The sequence below is a fragment of the Paenibacillus validus NBRC 15382 genome, assembly GCF_004000985.1.
GTDB lineage: Bacteria > Bacillota > Bacilli > Paenibacillales > NBRC-103111 > Paenibacillus_G > Paenibacillus_G validus.
Window position 1 is genome coordinate 100,580 of sequence record NZ_BIMH01000012.1, and the last position, 20,117, is coordinate 120,696.

20 protein-coding genes are annotated in these 20,117 nt (G+C 53.5%); 3 read left to right on the forward strand and 17 right to left on the reverse strand.

Annotated features, from left to right (window positions below):
• Window positions 1-19: 19 nt before the first annotated feature.
• Window positions 20-469, forward strand: a complete 450-nt coding sequence (locus tag PVA01S_RS10960) for a hotdog fold thioesterase (protein WP_127607594.1) — start codon at window positions 20-22, stop codon at window positions 467-469.
• On the opposite strand, the gene PVA01S_RS10965 is transcribed toward PVA01S_RS10960, so the two are convergent.
• The 16 genes from PVA01S_RS10965 to PVA01S_RS11040 all read right to left on the reverse strand — a co-directional run bounded on the left by PVA01S_RS10965 (window position 442) and on the right by PVA01S_RS11040 (window position 16,791).
• Window positions 442-1,422 carry an MBL fold metallo-hydrolase gene (locus tag PVA01S_RS10965; protein ID WP_127607547.1) on the reverse strand — a complete coding sequence of 327 codons (981 nt, stop codon included), beginning with the start codon at window positions 1,420-1,422 and terminating at the stop codon, window positions 442-444. The two genes, PVA01S_RS10960 and PVA01S_RS10965, sit on opposite strands and share 28 nt — an antisense overlap.
• 28 nt (window positions 1,423-1,450) lie before the next feature.
• On the reverse strand, window positions 1,451-3,217 hold the full coding sequence (locus tag PVA01S_RS10970; RefSeq protein ID WP_127607549.1) for an adenine deaminase C-terminal domain-containing protein: 1,767 nt from the start codon (window positions 3,215-3,217) through the stop codon (window positions 1,451-1,453).
• A gap of 95 nt (window positions 3,218-3,312) precedes the next feature.
• A complete protein-coding gene (locus tag PVA01S_RS10975) occupies window positions 3,313-4,185 on the reverse strand; it encodes a PaaX family transcriptional regulator (RefSeq protein WP_127607551.1) in 873 nt (290 codons plus the stop codon).
• A 123-nt stretch (window positions 4,186-4,308) separates the two neighbouring features.
• Complete coding sequence (locus PVA01S_RS10980) at window positions 4,309-5,877, reverse strand: benzoate-CoA ligase family protein (protein ID WP_127607553.1); 1,569 nt, start codon at window positions 5,875-5,877, stop codon at window positions 4,309-4,311.
• Between the two features lie 115 nt (window positions 5,878-5,992).
• A complete protein-coding gene (locus PVA01S_RS10985; protein ID WP_127607555.1) occupies window positions 5,993-6,790 on the reverse strand; it encodes an enoyl-CoA hydratase/isomerase family protein in 798 nt (265 codons plus the stop codon).
• Window positions 6,791-7,201: 411 nt separating this feature from the next.
• Window positions 7,202-7,462 (reverse strand): YciI family protein, encoded by a 261-nt coding sequence (locus PVA01S_RS10990; RefSeq protein ID WP_127607557.1) that lies wholly within the window; start codon window positions 7,460-7,462, stop codon window positions 7,202-7,204.
• Between the two features lie 72 nt (window positions 7,463-7,534).
• Complete coding sequence (locus PVA01S_RS10995; RefSeq protein WP_127607559.1) at window positions 7,535-8,440, reverse strand: alpha/beta hydrolase; 906 nt, start codon at window positions 8,438-8,440, stop codon at window positions 7,535-7,537.
• 95 nt (window positions 8,441-8,535) lie between these two features.
• A complete protein-coding gene (gene pobA, locus PVA01S_RS11000) occupies window positions 8,536-9,720 on the reverse strand; it encodes a 4-hydroxybenzoate 3-monooxygenase (RefSeq protein ID WP_054799010.1) in 1,185 nt (394 codons plus the stop codon).
• Window positions 9,721-9,752: 32 nt separating this feature from the next.
• On the reverse strand, window positions 9,753-10,691 hold the full coding sequence (locus PVA01S_RS11005; protein WP_127607560.1) for an amidohydrolase family protein: 939 nt from the start codon (window positions 10,689-10,691) through the stop codon (window positions 9,753-9,755).
• 34 nt (window positions 10,692-10,725) lie between these two features.
• Window positions 10,726-10,917, reverse strand: coding sequence for a 4-oxalocrotonate tautomerase (locus PVA01S_RS11010; protein WP_127607562.1), 192 nt, complete (start codon window positions 10,915-10,917; stop codon window positions 10,726-10,728).
• Between the two features lie 17 nt (window positions 10,918-10,934).
• A complete protein-coding gene (locus PVA01S_RS11015; protein WP_127607564.1) occupies window positions 10,935-11,717 on the reverse strand; it encodes a 2-keto-4-pentenoate hydratase in 783 nt (260 codons plus the stop codon).
• Window positions 11,718-11,737: 20 nt separating this feature from the next.
• Window positions 11,738-12,751: a 4-hydroxy-2-oxovalerate aldolase gene (dmpG, locus tag PVA01S_RS11020; RefSeq protein WP_054795663.1), complete on the reverse strand. Its 1,014-nt coding sequence runs from the start codon at window positions 12,749-12,751 to the stop codon at window positions 11,738-11,740.
• 16 nt (window positions 12,752-12,767) lie between these two features.
• Window positions 12,768-13,652, reverse strand: a complete 885-nt coding sequence (locus PVA01S_RS11025) for an acetaldehyde dehydrogenase (acetylating) (protein ID WP_054799046.1) — start codon at window positions 13,650-13,652, stop codon at window positions 12,768-12,770.
• Between the two features lie 44 nt (window positions 13,653-13,696).
• Window positions 13,697-14,479, reverse strand: a complete 783-nt coding sequence (locus PVA01S_RS11030; protein ID WP_127607566.1) for a 2-keto-4-pentenoate hydratase — start codon at window positions 14,477-14,479, stop codon at window positions 13,697-13,699.
• Between the two features lie 21 nt (window positions 14,480-14,500).
• Window positions 14,501-15,961, reverse strand: coding sequence for an aldehyde dehydrogenase (locus PVA01S_RS11035; RefSeq protein ID WP_054795661.1), 1,461 nt, complete (start codon window positions 15,959-15,961; stop codon window positions 14,501-14,503).
• A gap of 29 nt (window positions 15,962-15,990) precedes the next feature.
• A complete protein-coding gene (locus tag PVA01S_RS11040) occupies window positions 15,991-16,791 on the reverse strand; it encodes a DODA-type extradiol aromatic ring-opening family dioxygenase (RefSeq protein ID WP_054795660.1) in 801 nt (266 codons plus the stop codon).
• Window positions 16,792-17,023: 232 nt separating this feature from the next.
• Here PVA01S_RS11040 and PVA01S_RS11045 point away from each other — a divergent pair, with 232 nt between their 5' ends.
• Window positions 17,024-17,800, forward strand: coding sequence for an IclR family transcriptional regulator (locus tag PVA01S_RS11045; RefSeq protein WP_127607568.1), 777 nt, complete (start codon window positions 17,024-17,026; stop codon window positions 17,798-17,800).
• Between the two features lie 19 nt (window positions 17,801-17,819).
• Window positions 17,820-19,061, forward strand: coding sequence for an MFS transporter (locus PVA01S_RS11050; RefSeq protein WP_236595839.1), 1,242 nt, complete (start codon window positions 17,820-17,822; stop codon window positions 19,059-19,061).
• Between the two features lie 45 nt (window positions 19,062-19,106).
• On the opposite strand, the gene PVA01S_RS11055 is transcribed toward PVA01S_RS11050, so the two are convergent.
• Window positions 19,107-20,117 (reverse strand): Gfo/Idh/MocA family protein (locus PVA01S_RS11055; RefSeq protein ID WP_307720678.1); only part of this gene is annotated, 1,011 nt, incomplete at its 5' end.

A 20,117-nucleotide genomic window follows, 5' to 3' on the forward strand; every position in this document is an offset into this window, starting at 1 on the left:
ATTATTGCAAAAATACGAAATGACCCGAACGGAATTGGCGAATCGGCTGAACGCTCATCTGCAGCATACTTTATTGGGAGCTCTGGACATGCGTTACGCCGAACTAAGCGCGGATCGGGTCGTCATGCGTATGCCCGTCAGTGCAAAAACAAGGCAGCTGTTCGGATTTTTGCACGGCGGAGCCTCGGTCGCGCTGGCCGAAACGGCCGCCTCGGTCGCTGCCTTGCTCAATATCGACTCGCGTACGCACGCCGCCTTCGGAATGGAAATCAACGCCAACCACATCCGCAGCAAAAAAGACGGCACGGTAACCGCCACAGCGGTTCCTTTGCACAAAGGACGCACCTCGATGGTATGGGATGTCCGGATTACCGACGAGCTGGAGAACCTGATTTGCGTATCGCGGTGTACGGTTGCCGTCGTCCCTATTCGCGAAGCCGATCAGGAAAGCTGGCCCGCATTTCCGTAGTAATAATGCCTGCCCTCCCGGATCTCGCTGGACAAGCGTCCCGCATCCTCCAGATACACCAAATGCGCCAACGTTTCCGCGAGCGCAAACCGCCATTGGTGCGCGTTTAATTCCCTGTGCCCGAACAAAACCAGGGCCGTTTCGTATGCGGTTCGGCCGCCGGAAGCGAGCTGAAGCACACGTTCAAGACGGCCTTCATGATGCGCCAATATTTCATCGATCCGCTGCCGCGTATCTGGAATGACGTCCGCATGAGACGTTAAAGCCAGCTGAATGTCCAGCGGTTTCAGCCGGTTTAACGATTCGATGTACAGCTTCAGCGGATTGGGCGAGGCGTTCGGCCATCGGCTGATATTCGGAGTAATTTTGTGCAAAACGTGGTCGCCGGCAAACAGCAGCTTATGTTCGGGCTGGTACAAGCATACATGCCCGTCGCTATGCCCGGGGGTAATGAGGATGTCCCAGTCCATGTCGGCCAGCCGCACCGTTTGCTGCGCGAGCGGCGTAATGACGGGGAGCCGCACCCCGCCGGACAATACTTTCATTTGCGCCTTAACCTGCTCCGCCAGCTCATCCGGCATGCCGTGCGAAAGGCACATCCGCCTGACCTCCTCGGCTTGGGTGCTCCCGGGTGACCATACCTGCTTCGCCATGGTCATTTCCTGGGGGCTCATGTAGACGGGAGCTCCCGTCCAATCTTGAAGCAGCCCCGCTAAACCGAGATGATCCGGGTGAAAATGCGTCACGTACAGGCTGTGCACCGCTTTCGGGTCGATCCGCAGCCGGTCGAATACCGATTTCCAGGCTCGAACGGCCTCCTCATGCTGCATCCCCGCATCGACAATGCTCCACCCCCTGCGGTCTCGAAACAAATAGCAGTACACAAACTTCATCGGGAACGGCACCGGTATAGGAAGGCGGAATAATCCCTCCCGAATCTCACGGATCTCCATCAGGTTCTCTCCTCTTATTCATTCGTCCTTACCCTTGGAGCGGAACGGGCGGCCGAAGTACAGAATGGCTTTTCACATCGTAAACCCCCAAAGGAACAATACGCAGACCGGGTAAAAAATCACAGGTCAAAAACAAGAGCGTGTATAAAATGTCATGAAACGGATAGCCTAGCCTCTTCAAAGCGGCCAGCAATTCATTCTGGTAGTTGACGGCTTGAGCAAAGGACGTATGATCCGTCATCATGCCGCCGACCGGCAGCGGAATCTCAAGCGCGAGCTTGCCGTCCTGTACAATGGCGATGCCGCCGCCCATCTCATGAACGCTTGCCGCGGCGCGAGCCATGGCTTCCGGGTTTTTGCCGATCGCGAGCAAATCCGTCGGGGTGTTGTACGTGGAAGCCATCCCCTCCAGCTTGTCGGCAAATCCTTCGATCAGTCCGTTCGTTCTCCACTTGCCGAAACGATCGATCAACGCCACATGCAGCAGCCCGTCTTTGCCGGCAATGTCGGCATACCCGTCCTTGGACGGAAGCGTCGTCTCCATCCCCTTCGTAATGACGGTGCTCCGGAAGCCGATGACGGGAACAGGCACATCCGGGTTCGGATGAGGGAAGCGGTATATATCCGGATTCGCCAGAACGGACTTCTCCACCTCCAGGCATCGGCCGATCCTATACCGGCTCCAGTCGATGTGCGGCAACTCCTTCTGCAAACTTCCTCCCTCGAACACCGTCTCGCCGCCGGAAATGACGAGGCTCGGCTCGAATTGCTCCAAATCCGGCAAAATGATAATGTCCGCTCGCCGCGAAGGCGCAATGCCCCCGATTTCTTCATCCAGCCGCAGGAAGGTAGCTGCATTGACCGTTACCAATTGTATCGCTTGGACAGGCGGCAGTCCGAGCCGGACCGCTTTGCGCACCAGGCCGTTGACGAAGCCTTCTTCCAGGATAAATGCGGGATGCGGGCCGTCCGTCGTCATCAGCAGCCGGTGCGTGTCGACCTTCCCCTCCGTAATCGCCTTAATCAGCTCTTCCAAATCGGGACGAAGCGAGCTGTTTCTCAGGTTGGTCCATAACCCGAGTCTTAACCGGTCCAGCGTTTCCTGCGCGGTGATCGCCTCGTGGCAGGCACTGATGCCGGAAGCTGCAATCGCATTCAACTTCTCATAGGAGCAGCCTGCCGTATGTCCATCCGACAATTTCCCACGCTTCTTCGCGTATTCAATCGTTTCAATCAGAAAGGGGTCGCCCTCATACAGCAGAGGCCATCTCGTAACTTCCGCGGTCCCGACGACCTCCTCCATATCCAGCAGCATCCGCAGGTCAGCGTGGTTAAACCAGTCCCGCTCCCCGATGAATTCCGCCTGCGAAACCAGACGCGCAAGCCAGAGCTGGTTGCCCGGCAATTCGCGCAAATCTTCCACCATCCGTTTAAAGCCCTGTGCACCCATATGCAAATAGAAAAAGAGATTGTCGTTCACTATCGTCGTCGTTCCGGTCGAGACGCTTTGAGCGGCCAGACTGACCGGATTATAGATGACCCATGGATGGGCATGCACTTCGATAAAACCCGGGCAAACGAATTGGCCTTCGGCATCGATCACGCGCGTGTTCTCGCCGACCATCGCGCAGCTCTCTCCGACATAGGCGATCCGGTCCTTATACACGGCAACGTTCTGCGGCAGCAGCTCGCCCGAATACACATTGACGACTGTGCCGCCCTGGATAAAGAGATCGGCCGGCCGCTGGCCTTTCGACACTTCGATGAGTTCATAACGATTGGCTCTCCATTTCAACGTGACAACCTCCTCCTATATGGCAAAGTCCCCCTATCCAAGCGAGAGGGGGACTTTGCCCATATCCGAACAGCCTTGTTCGGCTATCCGGAGCCTTACATTTCCACAAAAGGATTAATCGCGTGTTCGCGGTCGCCGACAACTTCATGCCCCGGGGCCTGCTCGATGACGGATTCAAAATATCGAACCGCCCCGACCGATACGATTTGGTGAACGCTTCGAAACAATTCCCGTGCCGTATTTCCCGTCCAATCGCCCGGCAGCAGCTCGGAAGGAAAGAGCGGATCCAGGAAAAGGAACTTCCGGTATTCATGAACAAGCTCCGTCCGCTCAATAAAGCAATCCCGGTCCGTCAAGGAATTGTCCCATATCCGGGCCTGAAGGTCGGCGAATTTCTCCCGGTATTTCTGGATGAAAGGAACATACTCGTTCGCAATCGCTTCAAAATCCCAGCCGCGCTTCACCACTTCGCTGTCGCTGTGAGACATGACGGTGCTTGCGCTAAACAGCATCGTGTAGGCTTCCAATTGATACGTCTTGATCATTTCGAGCGTCTGCCGCTCGAGCGGGTTCGGGCTTACCCAGGTGCTGTTGGATATCATGCCGAACCCGGTCCAGACCAATTCCTTGCGGACTTGATTTCTCAGCTCCCGCTTCTCCTCCGGCATGGAATACGTAAGAATGCGCCAATAGCCGTCCCACTTGTGAGGCGTTATCGTATACACCTTCTTAACCCCGTCTTCGATTCTTCGCTTGCCCTTGTCCGTTAACCGGTAATAGCTGTTCAGCCCCATTTTGCGAACTTGAAAAAGCTCCTGCTGAACCATGCGAAGCGTCGCGCCGCGGACGGAAGACTCGGAAATGCCAAATTCACCCATCAGCTTAATCAGGCTTCCAATCCAAATTTCCCCTCCGTAATATTGAACATAATCGCCGAACAACGTAAACATCAGTGATCTGGGCTTCATGCTGGGTTCTCCTTATATACGACCATTTTTCGAATTACAATCACTGATACTAGATTATGCCAGTTCGTTTACGAATTCAAGGCGTTTCCGGCGAGAAATGGACGAAGGCCCTCTTCAGGATGATTAAGATCCGGTCCGTAATTTAAAACGCTGAATTTTACCCGACTGTGTCTTCGGAAGCTCATTCACAAACTCGATCAGCTTCGGGGATTTATAGGAGGCAAGCTCGTTCTTGACGAAAGCTTGCAGCTCGGACTTCAAACTTTCGTGAGCAACGATCCCCTCCTTCAGTACGACATAAGCTTTCGAGACCGTAAGATCATCCTCCAGCTTCACTCCTACGACGGCAACCTCGAAAACGGTTTCATGTTTGATTAAAGCGTTTTCAATTTCAACGGGAGAGACCCAGATGCCATTCACCTTGATCATGTCGTCCGACCGTCCGCAGTACCAGAAATAGCCATCCTCATCCATATAATATTTATCGCCGGTATGCAGCCATTCTCCGATAAACTTACGTTTGTTCTCCTCATGCAGGTTCCAATACCCGTGGGCGATGCTGTCCCCCTTCACGAGCAGGTCGCCGACCTCCATAGCCGATGCGGGCATCCCGAGTTCGTTCACGACTTTCGCATCGTATCCGGGAACGATCTTGCCGGTGCTGCCTGGCCGAATATCCCCGATACCATTGGACAAAAAGATATGCAGCACTTCCGAAGAACCGATGCCGTCCAAAATATCAAGGCCGTACAGCTGCTTCCATTTCTTCATGAACTGCGCAGGCAGCGCTTCTCCGGCCGATACGCAGATTCGCACCGAGGAGAGATCGTATTTGCGCTGCGAACGTTCTGTCAGATCGATCATCGATCCGTATAAGGTAGGAACGCCAAAAAACACGGTCGGCCTGTATTTCTCGATCGTTTCGAGCACAACATCAGGCTTCGGACGTCCCTTAAGCAGAACGGTCGAAGCGCCTGCGCCAAACGGGAAATACATGCCGTTGCCTAACCCGTAAGCAAAATATAGTTTGGAAGCCGAGAACGTGATATCGCTTTCGTTCAATTGGAGCACATTTCGGGCGTAAGCGTTAAAGGCATACTCCATATCATGCTGCAAATGAATGATCCCTTTCGGATTGCCTGTGCTTCCGGAGCTGTACAACCAGAAGGCGGAATCGCTGTGCGTCGTATGCGCCCCTTCCAAGTTCGTCGATTCTCCGTTCGTCAATTGACGGTAATCCATCACGTCAGCTTCATGGTTAGCGCTTTCATGAATGACGATTACATGCTTGACATAACGCAACCGATCCCGGATGTCGCGGATTCGATACCATAAGCTTTGATGGGCCACAATGACCTTGGCTCTGCTGTTATTCAGAAAATACTCGTAATCTGCCGGAGCCATCGCCGTGTTGACCGGAATAGGAACGGCGCCGACCTTCACGGCCCCGAAGAAGCTTTCCACGAATTCCGGCGCATCGTCGCATAAGAGCAGCACACGGTCTTCCATCGTAATGCCCAATCGGAGCAGCGCATTGCCGAACCGGTGAACCGCCTGCTGCAGCTCGTCGTAGGTGATGGAGATATCCTGGAAGTAGATGGCGACTTTATGTCCTAGCCCGTTTTCCACATTTCGGTCTATAAAACGAGAAGCGGCATTATAAGGCAAACCCATTCCTTTCAACGTATCCATTGCATCCTCACCTTCAATCTGAAGTTGAGCGGCAATATTCTTTTTTTAGTCTGTCATCTAAAAATATTGCCGCGCAAGTACGCTCTCCACCATACTTTTCGCAAGATAGGCTCTGTTATTGTCCCTTCCAGTTCGGTTGACGCTTCTCAAGGAATGCGCTCAAGCCTTCTTTGGCGTCTTCCGAACGGAACAGCAGGTTTTGCAGCTCGCCCTCGTAACGAATGGCAACGTTCAGCGGCATTTCGATGCCGTTCTGAATCGACAGCTTAATATTGGATACGGCATAGGAGGCGCTGTTCGCCAGCTTCCGGGCGTATTCCAGCGTCAGCTCCCTTGCTTGCTCCTGAGGGAACACTTTGTTAACCAAGCCGATCTCAAGCGCCTCCTGCGGCGTCAGCAGATCGGCGGATATATTCAAATCAAGCGCGCGGGAAGGGCCGATCAGACGGGCCAAACGTTGGGTGCCGCCCGTGCCGGCAAGAACGCCCAGCGTAACTTCAGGCAATCCGATTTTACCCGATTTGTCGCCCATAAACCGGAGGTCGCAGCCGAGAGCCATCTCCAATCCGCCGCCAACGGTATGCCCTTCCAGACAAGCGATGAACACTTGCGGCGAGCGCGCGATTTTATCCAATGTTTCGTTGCAGAACAAACAGAATTGCGTTTTGAATTTCGGGTCCGCCGCCTTCAGGAAGTTAATGTCCGCACCCGCAGAGAAAAAATTCGGCACGTCGCTCATCAAGACGGCAACCTTGATGCTCGGATCGAAACGGATATCGTCGATAGCCGCGTTAAGCGCTTTGTAAAACTCAAGGCTGTAGGAGTTCGTTTTGTTGATATGAAGATGAATTTCGGCGATGCCGTCTTCCTTCTTTAGCGTCAGCAAGCTTTCTTGTTTCGTTTCAGTTGCCATAGGGTATAGCCTCCTCTTAATATTATGTTTTTATTTCAATCGTCTACAATACATAATATACACAATTAACCGTTTACATTCAACAACTGAAAATCAACCAAACCACGCGTATATATGCGGAAAATAGGAGTAAATCTTGGATATGCTCCCTAATTCTCATATATTACGTTTTTTAGACGAATGTTTAATAAACATTTTAAGCTCTCTTTTCGGTCGAATGCCAAATAGGAACGATCCCTCACTCGCATAATTATTCCATGTCCGTATGGCAATTCCCTGCTGAACGGTCTTCCAACTTTCCCGCATTCCGGTTGGGTAGGCGCGCAATCTACAAAAAAAAGCCTGAATCATAAGATTCAGGCCTGCTGTTGAAACACCCGTATGTTTTTTATCCCAACCATCAGCTCACTTCTACTGCACCATATCCCACTCGTGAACTTCATAGGAGCGTGCGCCGGAACGCACATAGGGATCGTTCTCGGCCCACGTCCGCACGTCTTCTATCGCCTCGGCTTTATAAATGACCATACCTCCCCAGCCATCGGCAAACCGGCCATTGGCGAATATGTGCCCCTGTGCACGCTGCTCTGCAAGGTAGGCCAAATGCTCATTTCTATGCACCTGGCTTTTTTCTGCATCAAGCATCGGCAAAAAAACGACGAACATTTTCATGACGGAAACCTCTTTCTATACGTTATCTTTCAAGCAACCTCGTACGAAAATGGAAGCTGCATACTTTTCTCGTTATACATATGCCGTCAAAAATTTTCGGACGATCTCTAGGACGTCAGGCGTCCAGAAGCGGATGCCGTGCCCGGCGCCTTTCACTTTGTAGAACGTGACGTCTTGTCCCGCTTCTTTCAACGCTTCGTACAGCAATACGCTTTGATTAAACGGAACCAGCTCATCCTGGTCTCCGTGCATGATCAGGAACGGCGGCAACGCTTTTTCCCTGGAAATATAGGTGATCGGATTCGCTCTCGAAACTTTGTCCGGATGCTCCTGAATAGGACCGCCGATGAGCAAGGATTCAGGCGAGTCCCCGGCATCATGGTCCACTTTGGAAGGATACTTGTTCATTTGCAGCAAATCCGTAGGGCCGTAGAAATCGACGACGGCTTTCACTCCGCTGGACTGCTCCGTATACCGGTCCGATTCGAACTCCGCAAAACCTTCGCTTACGCCGACTAAAGCGGATAGATGTCCGCCCGACGAATCTCCCCATACGGCAACCCGTGCAGGGTCAATCTGATACTTGTCGGCATTGGCCCTCAAATAGCGGATGGCGGTCTTAACGTCTTGAATTTGTGCAGGAAACGTTGCTTCGAGGGAATGCCGGTATTCGACACTCGCCACAACATACCCGTGATGGGCGAAGTCGGACAATTGAGGAATAGCCATATACAGACTTTGAGGAAGCCAGCCCGATCCTTGTACATACACCAGTAACGGATAAGGCCCCTTTGCTCGGGAAGGCATGACGATATTTATCTTTAAGGAGCGGTCTTCGTATTGAGCATACTCGATATCGGGCAAATATACACACGCATAGCCGTCATTTTGATCGCCATATACGATCTGCATGCCCTCCGGACTTTTTTGATCTGCAGGAACATGCATATCCCTGAATTTTATTTTCGGTGCAGACATCGGTCGGAGCTCCTTTATTCTGTATTGGGTAACGTCCACAAACTAAAGCAGCCTTGATCTTGTAGACCAGATCAAGGACGCTCAAGCGACTCCCGTTAAAACTCCATAGGCAGTCCGATATAATTTTCCGCGAGACTGGTCGATGCGGCACGCGAAGACGTGACGTAATCCAGCTCGGCCAATTGAATACCTCGTTCGAATGGTGTATGTCCCATGTCCCGGTGCAGCATCGTGGTCATGAACCAAGAGAAGCGCTCCGCCTTCCAGATGCGCCGCAAGCAAATTTCCGTATACCGATTGAGGATATCCGTCTTTCCAGCCTTGTAAAACGCTTCAAGCCCCCGCGCCAGCACTTGCACGTCTGCCGCTGCGAGATTCAGCCCCTTAGCCCCTGTCGGCGGCACGATATGAGCGGCATCGCCGGCCAAGAACAGTCTTCCGTACTGCATCGGGTCGCAAACGAAGCTGCGCATCGAAACGATGCCTTTTTGAAAAATCGGACCTTCGATGAGCTTAAACCCGTCCTTCGTCTCAAGCCTTGTGTGCAGCTCCGACCAAATCCGGTCGTCGGACCAGTTGTCGATATGGTCTTTGGCGTCGACTTGAAGATACAGCCGCTGAATTTGCGGGGAACGGGTGCTGACCAGCGCAAAGCCCTGTTCATGGTTCGCATAGATGAGCTCATGCGACGATGGAGGCGCTTCCACAAGGACGCCCAACCAACTGAACGGATAGATCTTCTGATATTCCTTGCGGACCGATTGCGGGATCGCCGGACGGCTCGGGCCGTGAAACCCGTCGCAGCCGGCAATATAATCGCATGCGATCTCTTGCAGTTCGCCGTCCTTATTCGGGCGGAATCGTATTTTGGGCGCGCTTGTATCCACATCGTGAAGACTTACGTCTCCGACATTGAAGTAAATTTGGCCCCCTGCTTGAAGCCGTGCCGCAACCAAATCTTTAATGACCTCGTGCTGCGCATAAACCGTGACATACTTGCCCCCGGTGAGCTCGTGAACATTGACCCGATGCCCGGTTCCGTTGAACCGCAGCTCAAATCCTTCGTGAAAATGCCCTTCTTTCATCATTCTTACGCCTACGCCCATCTGATTCATCAGATCCACTGTACCTTGTTCGAGCACGCCTGCACGGATCGTTCCCTCGATCTCCTCGCGGGTCCGGCTCTCGATAATAACGGACTCGATGCCTTGCAAATACAGCAGATGGGAGAGCAACAGCCCGGCAGGACCGGCTCCGATAATGCCAACCTGAGTACGCATAAATACCTCCTGTTGCTCCTTGATAGCGGTTATTATTTGTTCATCAGGGATTGAAAACCTTTCGCTCCGTTGATTGCCGGAGGCCACTCACATAAGTCGAACGGATAATCCGTGCCCGGCACAACCCGATCCTCTCCGACCAATTCCACCAAGTAGTTCAATCCATCGGGATTCCAGAGCACCGTATCATACCAGAATCGCCGGATCTGCTCCTGCGGCGATTGCTGCAGGTGGGCGAATGCCCCGCCCCACTTCTCATACCCTTTGGCCAGCCTTCCGATTTGGTAAGGAAGAAAGCCTCCGCCGTGCGCAAGCAGTACTTTGGCGTCCGGGTAACGTTCAAGCGTCCCGCTCAGCAGCAGGTCCGTGGCGCTAACGGTCGTTTCCCACGGTACGCCGATCAGGTTGGGCATCATCCGTTTGCTTAATCGCGGATCGGTGCACAACAAGGGATGAACGAATACGACGGCTTTCCGCCGGTTGGCCGCTTCCCAGAAAGGAGTGAAGCGCTCTTCGCTTAACAGGTGGCCGGACCAGGAGGAGGCCAGGATGGCTCCCTGAAGTCCGCCGTCCATGGCCCGCTCCAATTCCCGGGCAGCCGCCTCCGGATCGTTCATCGGCAGCGTAGCCAGTCCAGATAGTCGGCCCGGATGGCTCCGCGCCCACTCCGCCAAGCTATCGTTATAAACGGCAGCCAGCTCCTTGGTGATGTCCGCTGGGAAATCATACAGAAACAGCTGGGGGATCGGGGAAACCAAGGAGTGGACAACCCCTTGCTTCCCCTGCTCTTCCAAATATAGAAGCGGATTCACGAACGCTTCCTTCAGCTCGAATTCCCAGTTTCCGTTGACGCTCAGGAACTCGGCTTTGTTCGGGTCCTTCTTGACCCAGCTGGCGTTAACCGAAGCCTTGTTCTCTTGCAGCCACCGCAGCACGTCGGGAGGGATAAAATGCGTATGAACATCGTACATCTTCAAGACCTCCAGGTAAGCTGATGGATACGTTTTACTTCCGTCTCTCCGATACCGGAACCCCGGCGATACCCCAGTGCGTCTTCGGAACTTCCGTGACGAGCACCCGGATATTTTCTTTCGGGGCATCCAGCTCTTCGGAAACCGTATCGGTCACGCGGGCAATCAGGCTTTTCACTTTTTCAGGCGGACGGCCTTCCAGAATCTGAATGTTAATAATCGGCATATCTGATCATTCCTTTGCTATTCTTTTACAATAAAATCGACGGTACCCAGTCCATCGAACTTGGCCGAAACGGAATCGCCCACATTCAGCATGACGGCGCCCGTTATTCCGCCGCTCAAAATAATTTGTCCGGCTTTCAGCTTCAGCCCTTTTCTTGCGAGCATATTGGCCAGCATCGCGACGGAGTTCGCCGGATGCCCGACGACAGCGGCTCCTGCGCCAAGATCCTTGATTTGTCCGTTAATGCTCAACGTAACACCGAGTAAGTCCAGCTCCAGATTGTCGGGACGCTTAATCGTGCTGCCAAAGAAAACTCTGGACGAAGAAGCGTTGTCTGCAATGACATCGGGAAGCGTAAACTGGAAGTTTTGGTAACGGCTGTCGATGATCTCGAGCGCAGGCAGCACGTAGTCCGTAGCCGCGAGCACTTGAGCTCCCGTAATGCCGGGGCCCTCGATATCTTTGCCCAGTACGAAAGCAATCTCCGCCTCCACCTTCGGGTGAATGAGATCGCTTATGGCAAGCTCCTGACCGTTCACTACCATATAATCGAAAATATATCCGTAAATAGGCTCGTTCACATTCATTTGCTTCATCTTCGCTTGGCTGGTTAACCCCATCTTCGGACCTACGATGCGGTAGCCTTCTTCCAGCTTCATATGCACCAATTGCTCTTGAATGGCATAACCGGCTTCAACGGTCAAATCGGGATGCTCGTTCGTTAGCTTGAGCACCTCTTTCTTCTCCACTTCCGCATTAATCAGGAAGCGGGCGAGGTCTTTGATAACAGTCTTATCCATCTTCGTCCTCCCGAATTTGTTTAGTTGCGTTGTTTGGCTAGCTCTGCGGCCACATCCACGATCATATCTTCTTGACCGCCAACGACTTTACGCTTGCCCAATTCAATTAACACATCCCGCGAGTCGATGTTGAACCGTTTAGCCGCGCGCTGTGCGTGAAGCAGGAAGCTCGAGTATACGCCCGCGTAGCCAAGCACCAGATTATCGCGGGTAATTTCTTGAGGAACCTGCAAAATCGGCGCAATCACTTCTTCTGCGACGTCCATAATTTTATAGAGATCGATCCCGGTCCGGATGCCCATATGCTCAAGCACGGCAATCAGCACTTCCGTTTGCGTATTGCCTGCGCCGGCTCCCAGGCAGCGGATGCTGCCGTCGATGCGTTTGGCCCCTTCTTCGATCGCAGCCAGCGTGTTGGCCATGGCCAGAGACAAATTGTTATGGCCGTGAAAGCCGACGTCCACCTGCAGGTTTTGACGAAGCGCGCGAACTCTTTCCTTGACCTGATGCGGGAGCAAGGCCCCTGCGGAATCGAACATGTATACCGCATCCGCACCGTAGCTTTCCATTAATTTGGCTTGCTCGACAAGCTTGTCGACCGGCGCCATATGCGACATCATCAGGAAGCCAACCGTTTCCAGTCCCAGCTCTTTAGCCTTGGACAGATGCTGCGCCGCAACGTCCGCTTCCGTCACATGCGTTCCGATCCGGGCCATCTTGACTCCAAGCTTGGCCGCTTCCTTCAATTCATGGACCGTACCGATGCCCGGTAATACAAGCACCGCGATTTTGGAGTCGCCGCTGACGGAGACGGCCGCTTCAATAAGCTCCATTTCATTCGTATGGGACAAGCCGTATTGCAGGGAAGAGCCGCCCAAGCCGTCGCCGTGGGACACTTCGATATAGGGGACGCCCGCTTCGCCGAGCGCCTTGGCCACCTTCGCGACTTGCTCAACCGTATATTGATGGGCGATGGCATGGCTGCCGTCGCGGAGGGCCACTTCCGTAATCAGTAGATCGCGTTCTGTCGTCATCTTCGAGCTCGCCTCCTTACTTAGTCGTTTGGGCCAGACGGTGGCGTGCGATTTCTTCCGCCACTTTGACCGCAGCTGCCGTCATAATATCGAGATTGCCGGAATAGGTAGGCAGGTAGTCGCCCGCCCCTTCCACCTCGAGAAACACCGTTACTTTGTTGCCGTCAAAAATCGGAGCCGTCCGAAGCCGGTACCCCGGTACGTACGATTGAATGGAGGCTACCATCTCTTCGATCGAGCGGCTAATCGCCTCTTCGTCCATCTTATCGGGGTCGACTAAGGCATAAACGGTATCGCGCATCAGAATCGGCGGTTCGGCGGGGTTCAGAATGATGATCGCCTTGCCCTTCTTCGCTCCACCGATGCTTTCGATGCCGTGGGCCGTCGTTTCCGTAAACTCGTCGATGTTGGCACGGGTGCCGGGACCCGCGCTCTTGCTGGAAATGGTCGCGACAATTTCCGCATATTCCACCGGACACACCCGGTTCACAGCATGAACGATCGGGATCGTCGCTTGACCGCCGCAGGTGACCAAATTGACGTTATCCGCTTCGATATGCTCCTTGAGGTTGACCGTCGGTACGACCAGCGCGCCTACAGCGGCCGGCGTCAAATCCATGGCCAGCTTCCCTGCGTTTCGCAGCGCCTTCGCATGGCGAATGTGGGCTTTAGCCGAAGTGGCGTCGAATACGATATCCGCCAGCTCCGGTCTTTCCAGAAAGCCCGGCAGACCGTTCTCAATGGCAACGTATCCCCGTTCTTTCGCACGAGCCAATCCATCCGACGCCGGATCAATCCCGATCATCGTCGTCATTTCCAATACTTCGGACCGCTCAAGCTTATACATTAAATCCGTGCCGATGTTGCCTGAACCAAGCACGGCGACTTTTATCTTGGACATGACATGCACCATCCCTTCATTATGTGTCCTGAAACCAAATAGCTTTAACCTTCGAAGCTTACGCTGACCTCGCCCAAGTGGGCAAGCCGCGCGCGGAAATGATCTCCCGGCTTGGCATGAACAGCTGCGGACAACGCGCCCGACAAAATCACTTCGCCGGCTTTCAGCGTAATGCCGAACTCGAACAATTTGTTGGCAAGCCACGCCACGCACGCTGCAGGATCTCCGAGAGCCGCGGCGCCTACGCCGGTATTCATAATCTCGCCGTTCTTATATAGCACCGAACCTACGAGAGTCAGATCGACGGCATCCGGCTTGACCGGTTTGCCCCCAAGGACATAAAGTCCGGAGGATGCGTTATCCGCAACCGTATCCTGGAGCTTGATCTTCCAATCGGCCACCCGGCTGTCGACAATTTCAAGCGCAGGCAGCACGTAATCGGTTGCGAGCAGCACATCCAGCGCCGTTACGTGCGGGCCGATCAAATCTTGTTTCAGCACAAACGCGATTTCCGCCTCGACTCTCGGCTGGAGCAAGCGGGAGAACGGAATGACTCCGCCGTTCTCCACAACCATATCGTCCAGCAAATGTCCGTAATCAGGCTGATCCACCTTCAGCAGCTGTTGCATCGCCAAGGAAGTCAGACCGATCTTCTTCCCTACGATGACGCTGCCTGCCTTCACTTTCTTATCGATATTGATAAGCTGCACCTGGTAAGCGTCTTGTATGGTCAGATCGGGGTCTAATGAAGTAAGCGGATCTACGCCCTTGCCTTGCCGGACCGCCTGCTCCAAATGATCTGCATAGTTGATCCATTTGCCATCCATTCGATTGTACCACCTGTCTGATTAGAGTTTGATGCAAATATTGGTTAACTCGGAGTAGAACTCGAAGCTGTGTACGCCTCCCTCGCGCCCGATGCCGCTTTGCTTCATACCGCCGAACGGCGTGCGAAGATCGCGGAGGAACCACGTGTTCACCCAGACGATACCGGCTTCGATCTGACCGGCCACCCGGTGCGCCCGGCGCAAATCGTTCGTCCATACGGAGGCGCTGAGCCCGTAATGCGTATCGTTAATTTGCTCGAGCACTTCTTCTTCCGTATCAAACGGAATGACCGTAACGACCGGTCCGAAAATTTCTTCTTTGACGACGCGGCAGTCGCGAGTGAGCCCGGTAATGATCGTCGGCTCCAGGTAGTAGCCTTTCTCCAAGCCTGCCGGACGTTTGCCGCCGTGCAGGATCGTGCCGCCTTCTTCGACGGCCAGTTTAATATAGCCGGTCACGCGCTCATAGTGCTCTTCGCTGATCAAGGCGCCGACTTTCGTCTTCGCGTCGAACGGATCGCCGACGACCAGCTCCTTCGTTTTGGCAACGAATTTATCCAGGAACGCTTCATAGGCGGAACGTTCAACATAAATTCTGGAGCCGCACAAACATACCTCGCCTTGGTTGATAAAGCTCGATTTGAGCGTCGTCTCGATCACTTCATCCAGATTGGAATCGGCGAAGATGACATTCGGATTTTTGCCTCCGAGCTCGTAGGACAACCGTTTCAACGATTTGGCTGCGGCAGCCATGATGATTTTCCCTGTCGTCGTTTCTCCGGTAAAGCTGATTGCATTCACATCCGGATGCTCGGTCAAGGCCGCGCCCGCCGAATTCGGGCCGAAGCCATGCACCAGATTCACGACGCCGTCCGGCACGCCCGCATCGCGGCAAATTTCGGCCATTACCGTCGCCGTCATCGGCGTAAGCTCCGCCGGCTTCATGACGACCGTGTTACCGGCAGCAAGCGCAGGGGCCAGCTTCCAAGTCATCAAGAGAAGAGGCAGGTTCCACGGGTTAATGAGCCCGATAACCCCGACCGGACGGCGGATGGCATAGTTGATCGCCACATCGTCCATTTGGGTCGCTTCGTTCGTAATCGTGCGGATATAATCCGAGAAGAAGTGGAAGTTATACGCCGCCCGCGGAATGTCGATGCTGCCGGACAACCAGGTCGGTTTGCCGGTATCCAGCGATTCCAGTACGGAAAGCTCCTCTTTCCGCTCCAGAATCAGATCGCCTACCTTGCGCAGGATGGCGATGCGTTCATTCGCGGTCATCTTCTTCCAAGGACCGTTCAGCGCCTTACGGGCGGCTTGGACCGCCAGTTCGATTTCGGCCGCTCCACCTTCCGCAACGGTCCCCAGCTTCTCTTCCGTCGCCGGATTGATATTGTCGAACGTTTTCCCGTCAAGCGAAGGTACAAATTGGCCGTTAATAAAATGTAAACAATCGATTGGTTTCACCTTGGTTTGCTGCATGTCGAATTCTCCTCATCTATCTATATAATTTAAGATACGAACGAAATAATGGCGTTGGCGCTGCCGGAAGATTGGCCGTAGCCCCAGAACTCCGCGCGCTGCTTATCATCCAGCACACCCAGCAAAGCGGCCAAATGGCGGCCTCCCGATTCAACACCAGCGATTCGCGCGTATTGGGTCAACATTTCGCGGGCAGCGGTGTAATCTCCATTCATTAAATAGCCGATGAATTGGTTATCCATCGCCTGTTCCGACCGGGTCGGCATATGCTCACGGCCCCGGACCAGGTTGTGGGACAAGGCGCCGCTGCTGACGAACACCGCCCGTTTCTCGCTTTCCCTCAGCACTTTGCCGATTTGAAGGCCCCATTGATACGATTCTTCCAGGCTGGAAGCCAAGCACACCGATAAACTGATGACGGAGATGTCCTGGTTCGGAACCATGTAACGAAGCGGAACAACCGTACCGTAATCCCAAACATAAGTCGGATCGTTGATCTCCAGAATGGGAATACCGGCCGCTTTGCCCGCAGCCACCAGCTTGCGCGCCAACTCCTCATCGCCTGGATAGTCATACGGCACATCCGAGATAAGATCCGGGCACTCCATCGCCGTCAAGATTCCGGAATGCCTCGGGGTTGCATCCACGTAGTGATGAAAGGTTGCCGGAAAGTGACAAGACATCAGCACAACTACATCCGTCTTAAGCTCCTTGATGCGGTCCCGCATCTGCTTGAGTCCCTTAACCAAATCCTGTTGGAAGTCAGGCGTATTGGGTTCATGACAAATGCTTGGAACGTGCGCGGCTAACATAGCCATTTCCAAAGACATATGATCCCTCCCTAAATTTACCTTGATGAAAGCACTTACAATGGTTATGATTCAATATTACTCACTTCCGGTTCTGCAATCAACATCGCCGTTCCTCTATATGCAACGAGCTTTATTATTTTTTTCTCCTTCCTTTCGCCGTTCCGCTCATGCTATACTTGTTTTCAAAAAAATTCGTGCCGTATTCTTGTATAGGCAACAACAAACGAATGAGGCCATGTGGGGGATTTGTATGCCTGACAAACCAGCAGGGGAATCTACGCTTTCATCCGTCAAAAATTCGCTGCGGATCTTGAATAGCTTTACGAACGAGGAGCCTGAAAAACGGGTGATCGATTTAGCGAATGAGCTTCAGCTTGGAAAAAGCACCGTTAGCCGATTGTTAAGCACGCTGGCGAGCGAGGGCTTCGTCACCAAAGACCCCGAAACCCAGAAATACAGGCTGGGCTTACGGATCCTTACGCTAAACAGCATTGTCATTGCAAACCTGGAGGTTAATAAGGAAGCCCGTCCGATTCTCCGCAATCTGGTGAATGAAACCGGAGAAGCGGCCCATATTGCCGTATTGGAAAACCAGGAGGTCGTCTATACCGAGCAAATCGAGTGCTCCCATCCGGTACGTATCCTGTCTTATGTCGGACGCCGCAACCCGGTTCATTGCACCAGCTCCGGTAAACTTTTGTACGCTTTTTTAGACCGCGTGGCTATCGTGAAGCTGCTGCAGCAAGAACTGAAGGCGTATACGCCTAATACGATCACCGATCCTGATATCTTGAAAAAGGAACTGATGGAAATCAAACAGGCGGAATTTTGCTACAGCGATTGCGAGTTTTTACAGGACGTCGTCTCCTTTGCGGCTCCGATCCGCGATTATACGGGAAAGGTGATCGCCGCGATCTCTTTGGTAGGCCCGAAACACCGGATTCTAAAGCATCAGCATTCAACCATCAAAAACAAGGTGATCAAGGCGGCCAAAGAAATTTCCAGAAATCTCGGGTATATGGCGTAAGGAAAGAGGGGCGGCTCGTGTGACAAAATTTCATTACGCGTGGATCATTCTTTTCATGTCGTTCGCAGGCGTATTGGGAGCCCAGGGAGTCCGTTTATCATTCGGTGCCTTTGTCGAGCCCTGGCAGCAGGCATTTGGCGTAGGCCGCGATTCGATCTCTCTCGTTTCCGCCGTCAGCTTTATCGTTTACGGGGTGACCGTCCCCATCTTCGGCAAACTGACGGACCGCTTCGGGGTTACGCGCGTGTTTGCATTCAGCGTGTTATTTACCGGCCTATGCACGATCGCCGTCGGCTTTACAAGCGACTTGTGGGAGCTTGCCCTCGTATACGGCGTTGCCGCGTCCATCGGATTCGGCGGCGCGTCCGGCGTCGTTGCGACCGTTGCGGTTACGCGATGGTTTGCCGCCAAGCGCGGCCTCGCTTACGGCATATTAGAGGCGGGCTTCGGTGCCGGACAGATGATCATCGCACCCGCTTCCCTGCTTCTGATCCATTCGATCGGATGGGAGCGCACCTCCGTCTATATGGGCTTGATGCTGATCGTCCTGTGTCCCGTATTGCTCGCTTTCTATCGTTCCAAACCGTCGGAGAAAGGCATGCTTCCCTTGGGGGGCGTGCAGGCTGAAGAGCCAGCGCCAAGTAGGCTTGAGCCTGCCAAGAAAGCTTCGACCCTGCACATCTTGAAGCTGCGTTCCTTTTGGCTGCTGTTCATTCCCTTCTTCATTTGCGGATACACCACAACCGGGCTGATGGATACGCACCTGATCGCTTACTGCAGGGGCGCCGGATACTCCACGGCTTTAACGGGAACCGCGGTCAGCGTGCTGGCGGCTTTCAATATCGTCGGATGTCTGCTATCGGGTAAAATAGCCGACCGCTGGAACCCTGCGATGATTTTAACCGTGTTATATCTCATTCGCGCCGCCACGCTGCCGATTCTCTTCCTGACATTCGATCCAGTTTGGCTGCTGGTGTTTTCCATTCTGTTCGGACTTGTCGATTTCGCCACGGTTGCTCCAACGACACTTTTGACCGCGGACCTGTTTCAAACGAACTCGCTTGGGCTCGTCCTCGGTCTTCTCACCTTGGGCCATCAGTTCGGTTCGGCCCTCGGAGCTTATTTCCCGGGCTGGCTGTATACGCAAACCGGCAATTACACGCTGCCTTTTCTTACGGCGGCGATTCTGCTCGTCTTCGCTTCCCTGTTAAACCTGATGTTTCCGCAAGCCGTGACGAAAAAAAGCGACCTTCCCTGCTGAAGGTCGCTTTCTTGTTAACGTATATTCGCCCGTACGGCGCGATGTTTATCTTATGCTTACCGGAGCGTGGTTATGGCTGGCTATAGAGGCGAGACAAGCATCGATCACTTTCATGTTACGGATGCTGCCTTCCGTACCGTATCTTGGTTGGGTCCGGTCCAGAAGGCAGCTGGAAAGATGCTCCACGCCGAGCTTATAGTAGTTGCCGTAATGTCTTTCCTCCTGCATGTTCCCTTGCTGATCCGTCAGTTGGATAAGGCCTTCGCCGTCCGCTTGCGGGATGAAAGCTTTCGGAACGCGAATCGTCCCCCGGGTCCCTACAATTTCATACTCATGGCGCGTGGACATATTCATTCCGCAGTCAAAATAGGATTTCGTGCCGTTCGCAAAGTCAAGTATGGCAATAGCTGACAAATCAACCTGGTGGGACGCTGAAATACGGCCCCAGCTGGAGACACTTTCAGGCTCGCCCATGATTTCCCTAATCGCGTGGATACAATAGCAGCCGATATCGTATATACTTCCGCCGCCATTCTGAGGATGGAGACGGAAGTTGCCTTCGAGCTTTTTCAGCATAAAGGTAAAGGAGGAACGCATCAAGACGACCTCGCCGATGGCGCCGGATCGAACCATCTCTTTGACCCTCTGGTGCTGCGGGTGGAATTGATACATCAAGGCTTCCATAAAAAGAACATGATGCTGCTCGCATACGTCGATCATTTCGCTTGTTTCCCGGGCGGTTAATGCCGCCGGTTTCTCGCACAATACATGTTTGCCGCGAATCGCGGCAGCTTTCACCCATTTCGAATGCAGTCCGTTCGGCAGAGGAATATAAACCATGTCGATGTCCGGGTCATCCAACAGCTCCTCGTAAGTTCCATAAGCTTTAGGAATCCGGTACTTTGCGGCAAACTCCCGCTCCTTCCCGCTCCCGCTCGCAATGGCTGCAAGGGTGGCGTTGGAAGCCGATTGGATCGCAGGTATGACTTGAGTCTCGGCAATTTCCGCCGTACCCAAAATTCCCCAATTTATTTTATCGCTCATCATATTCCCCTC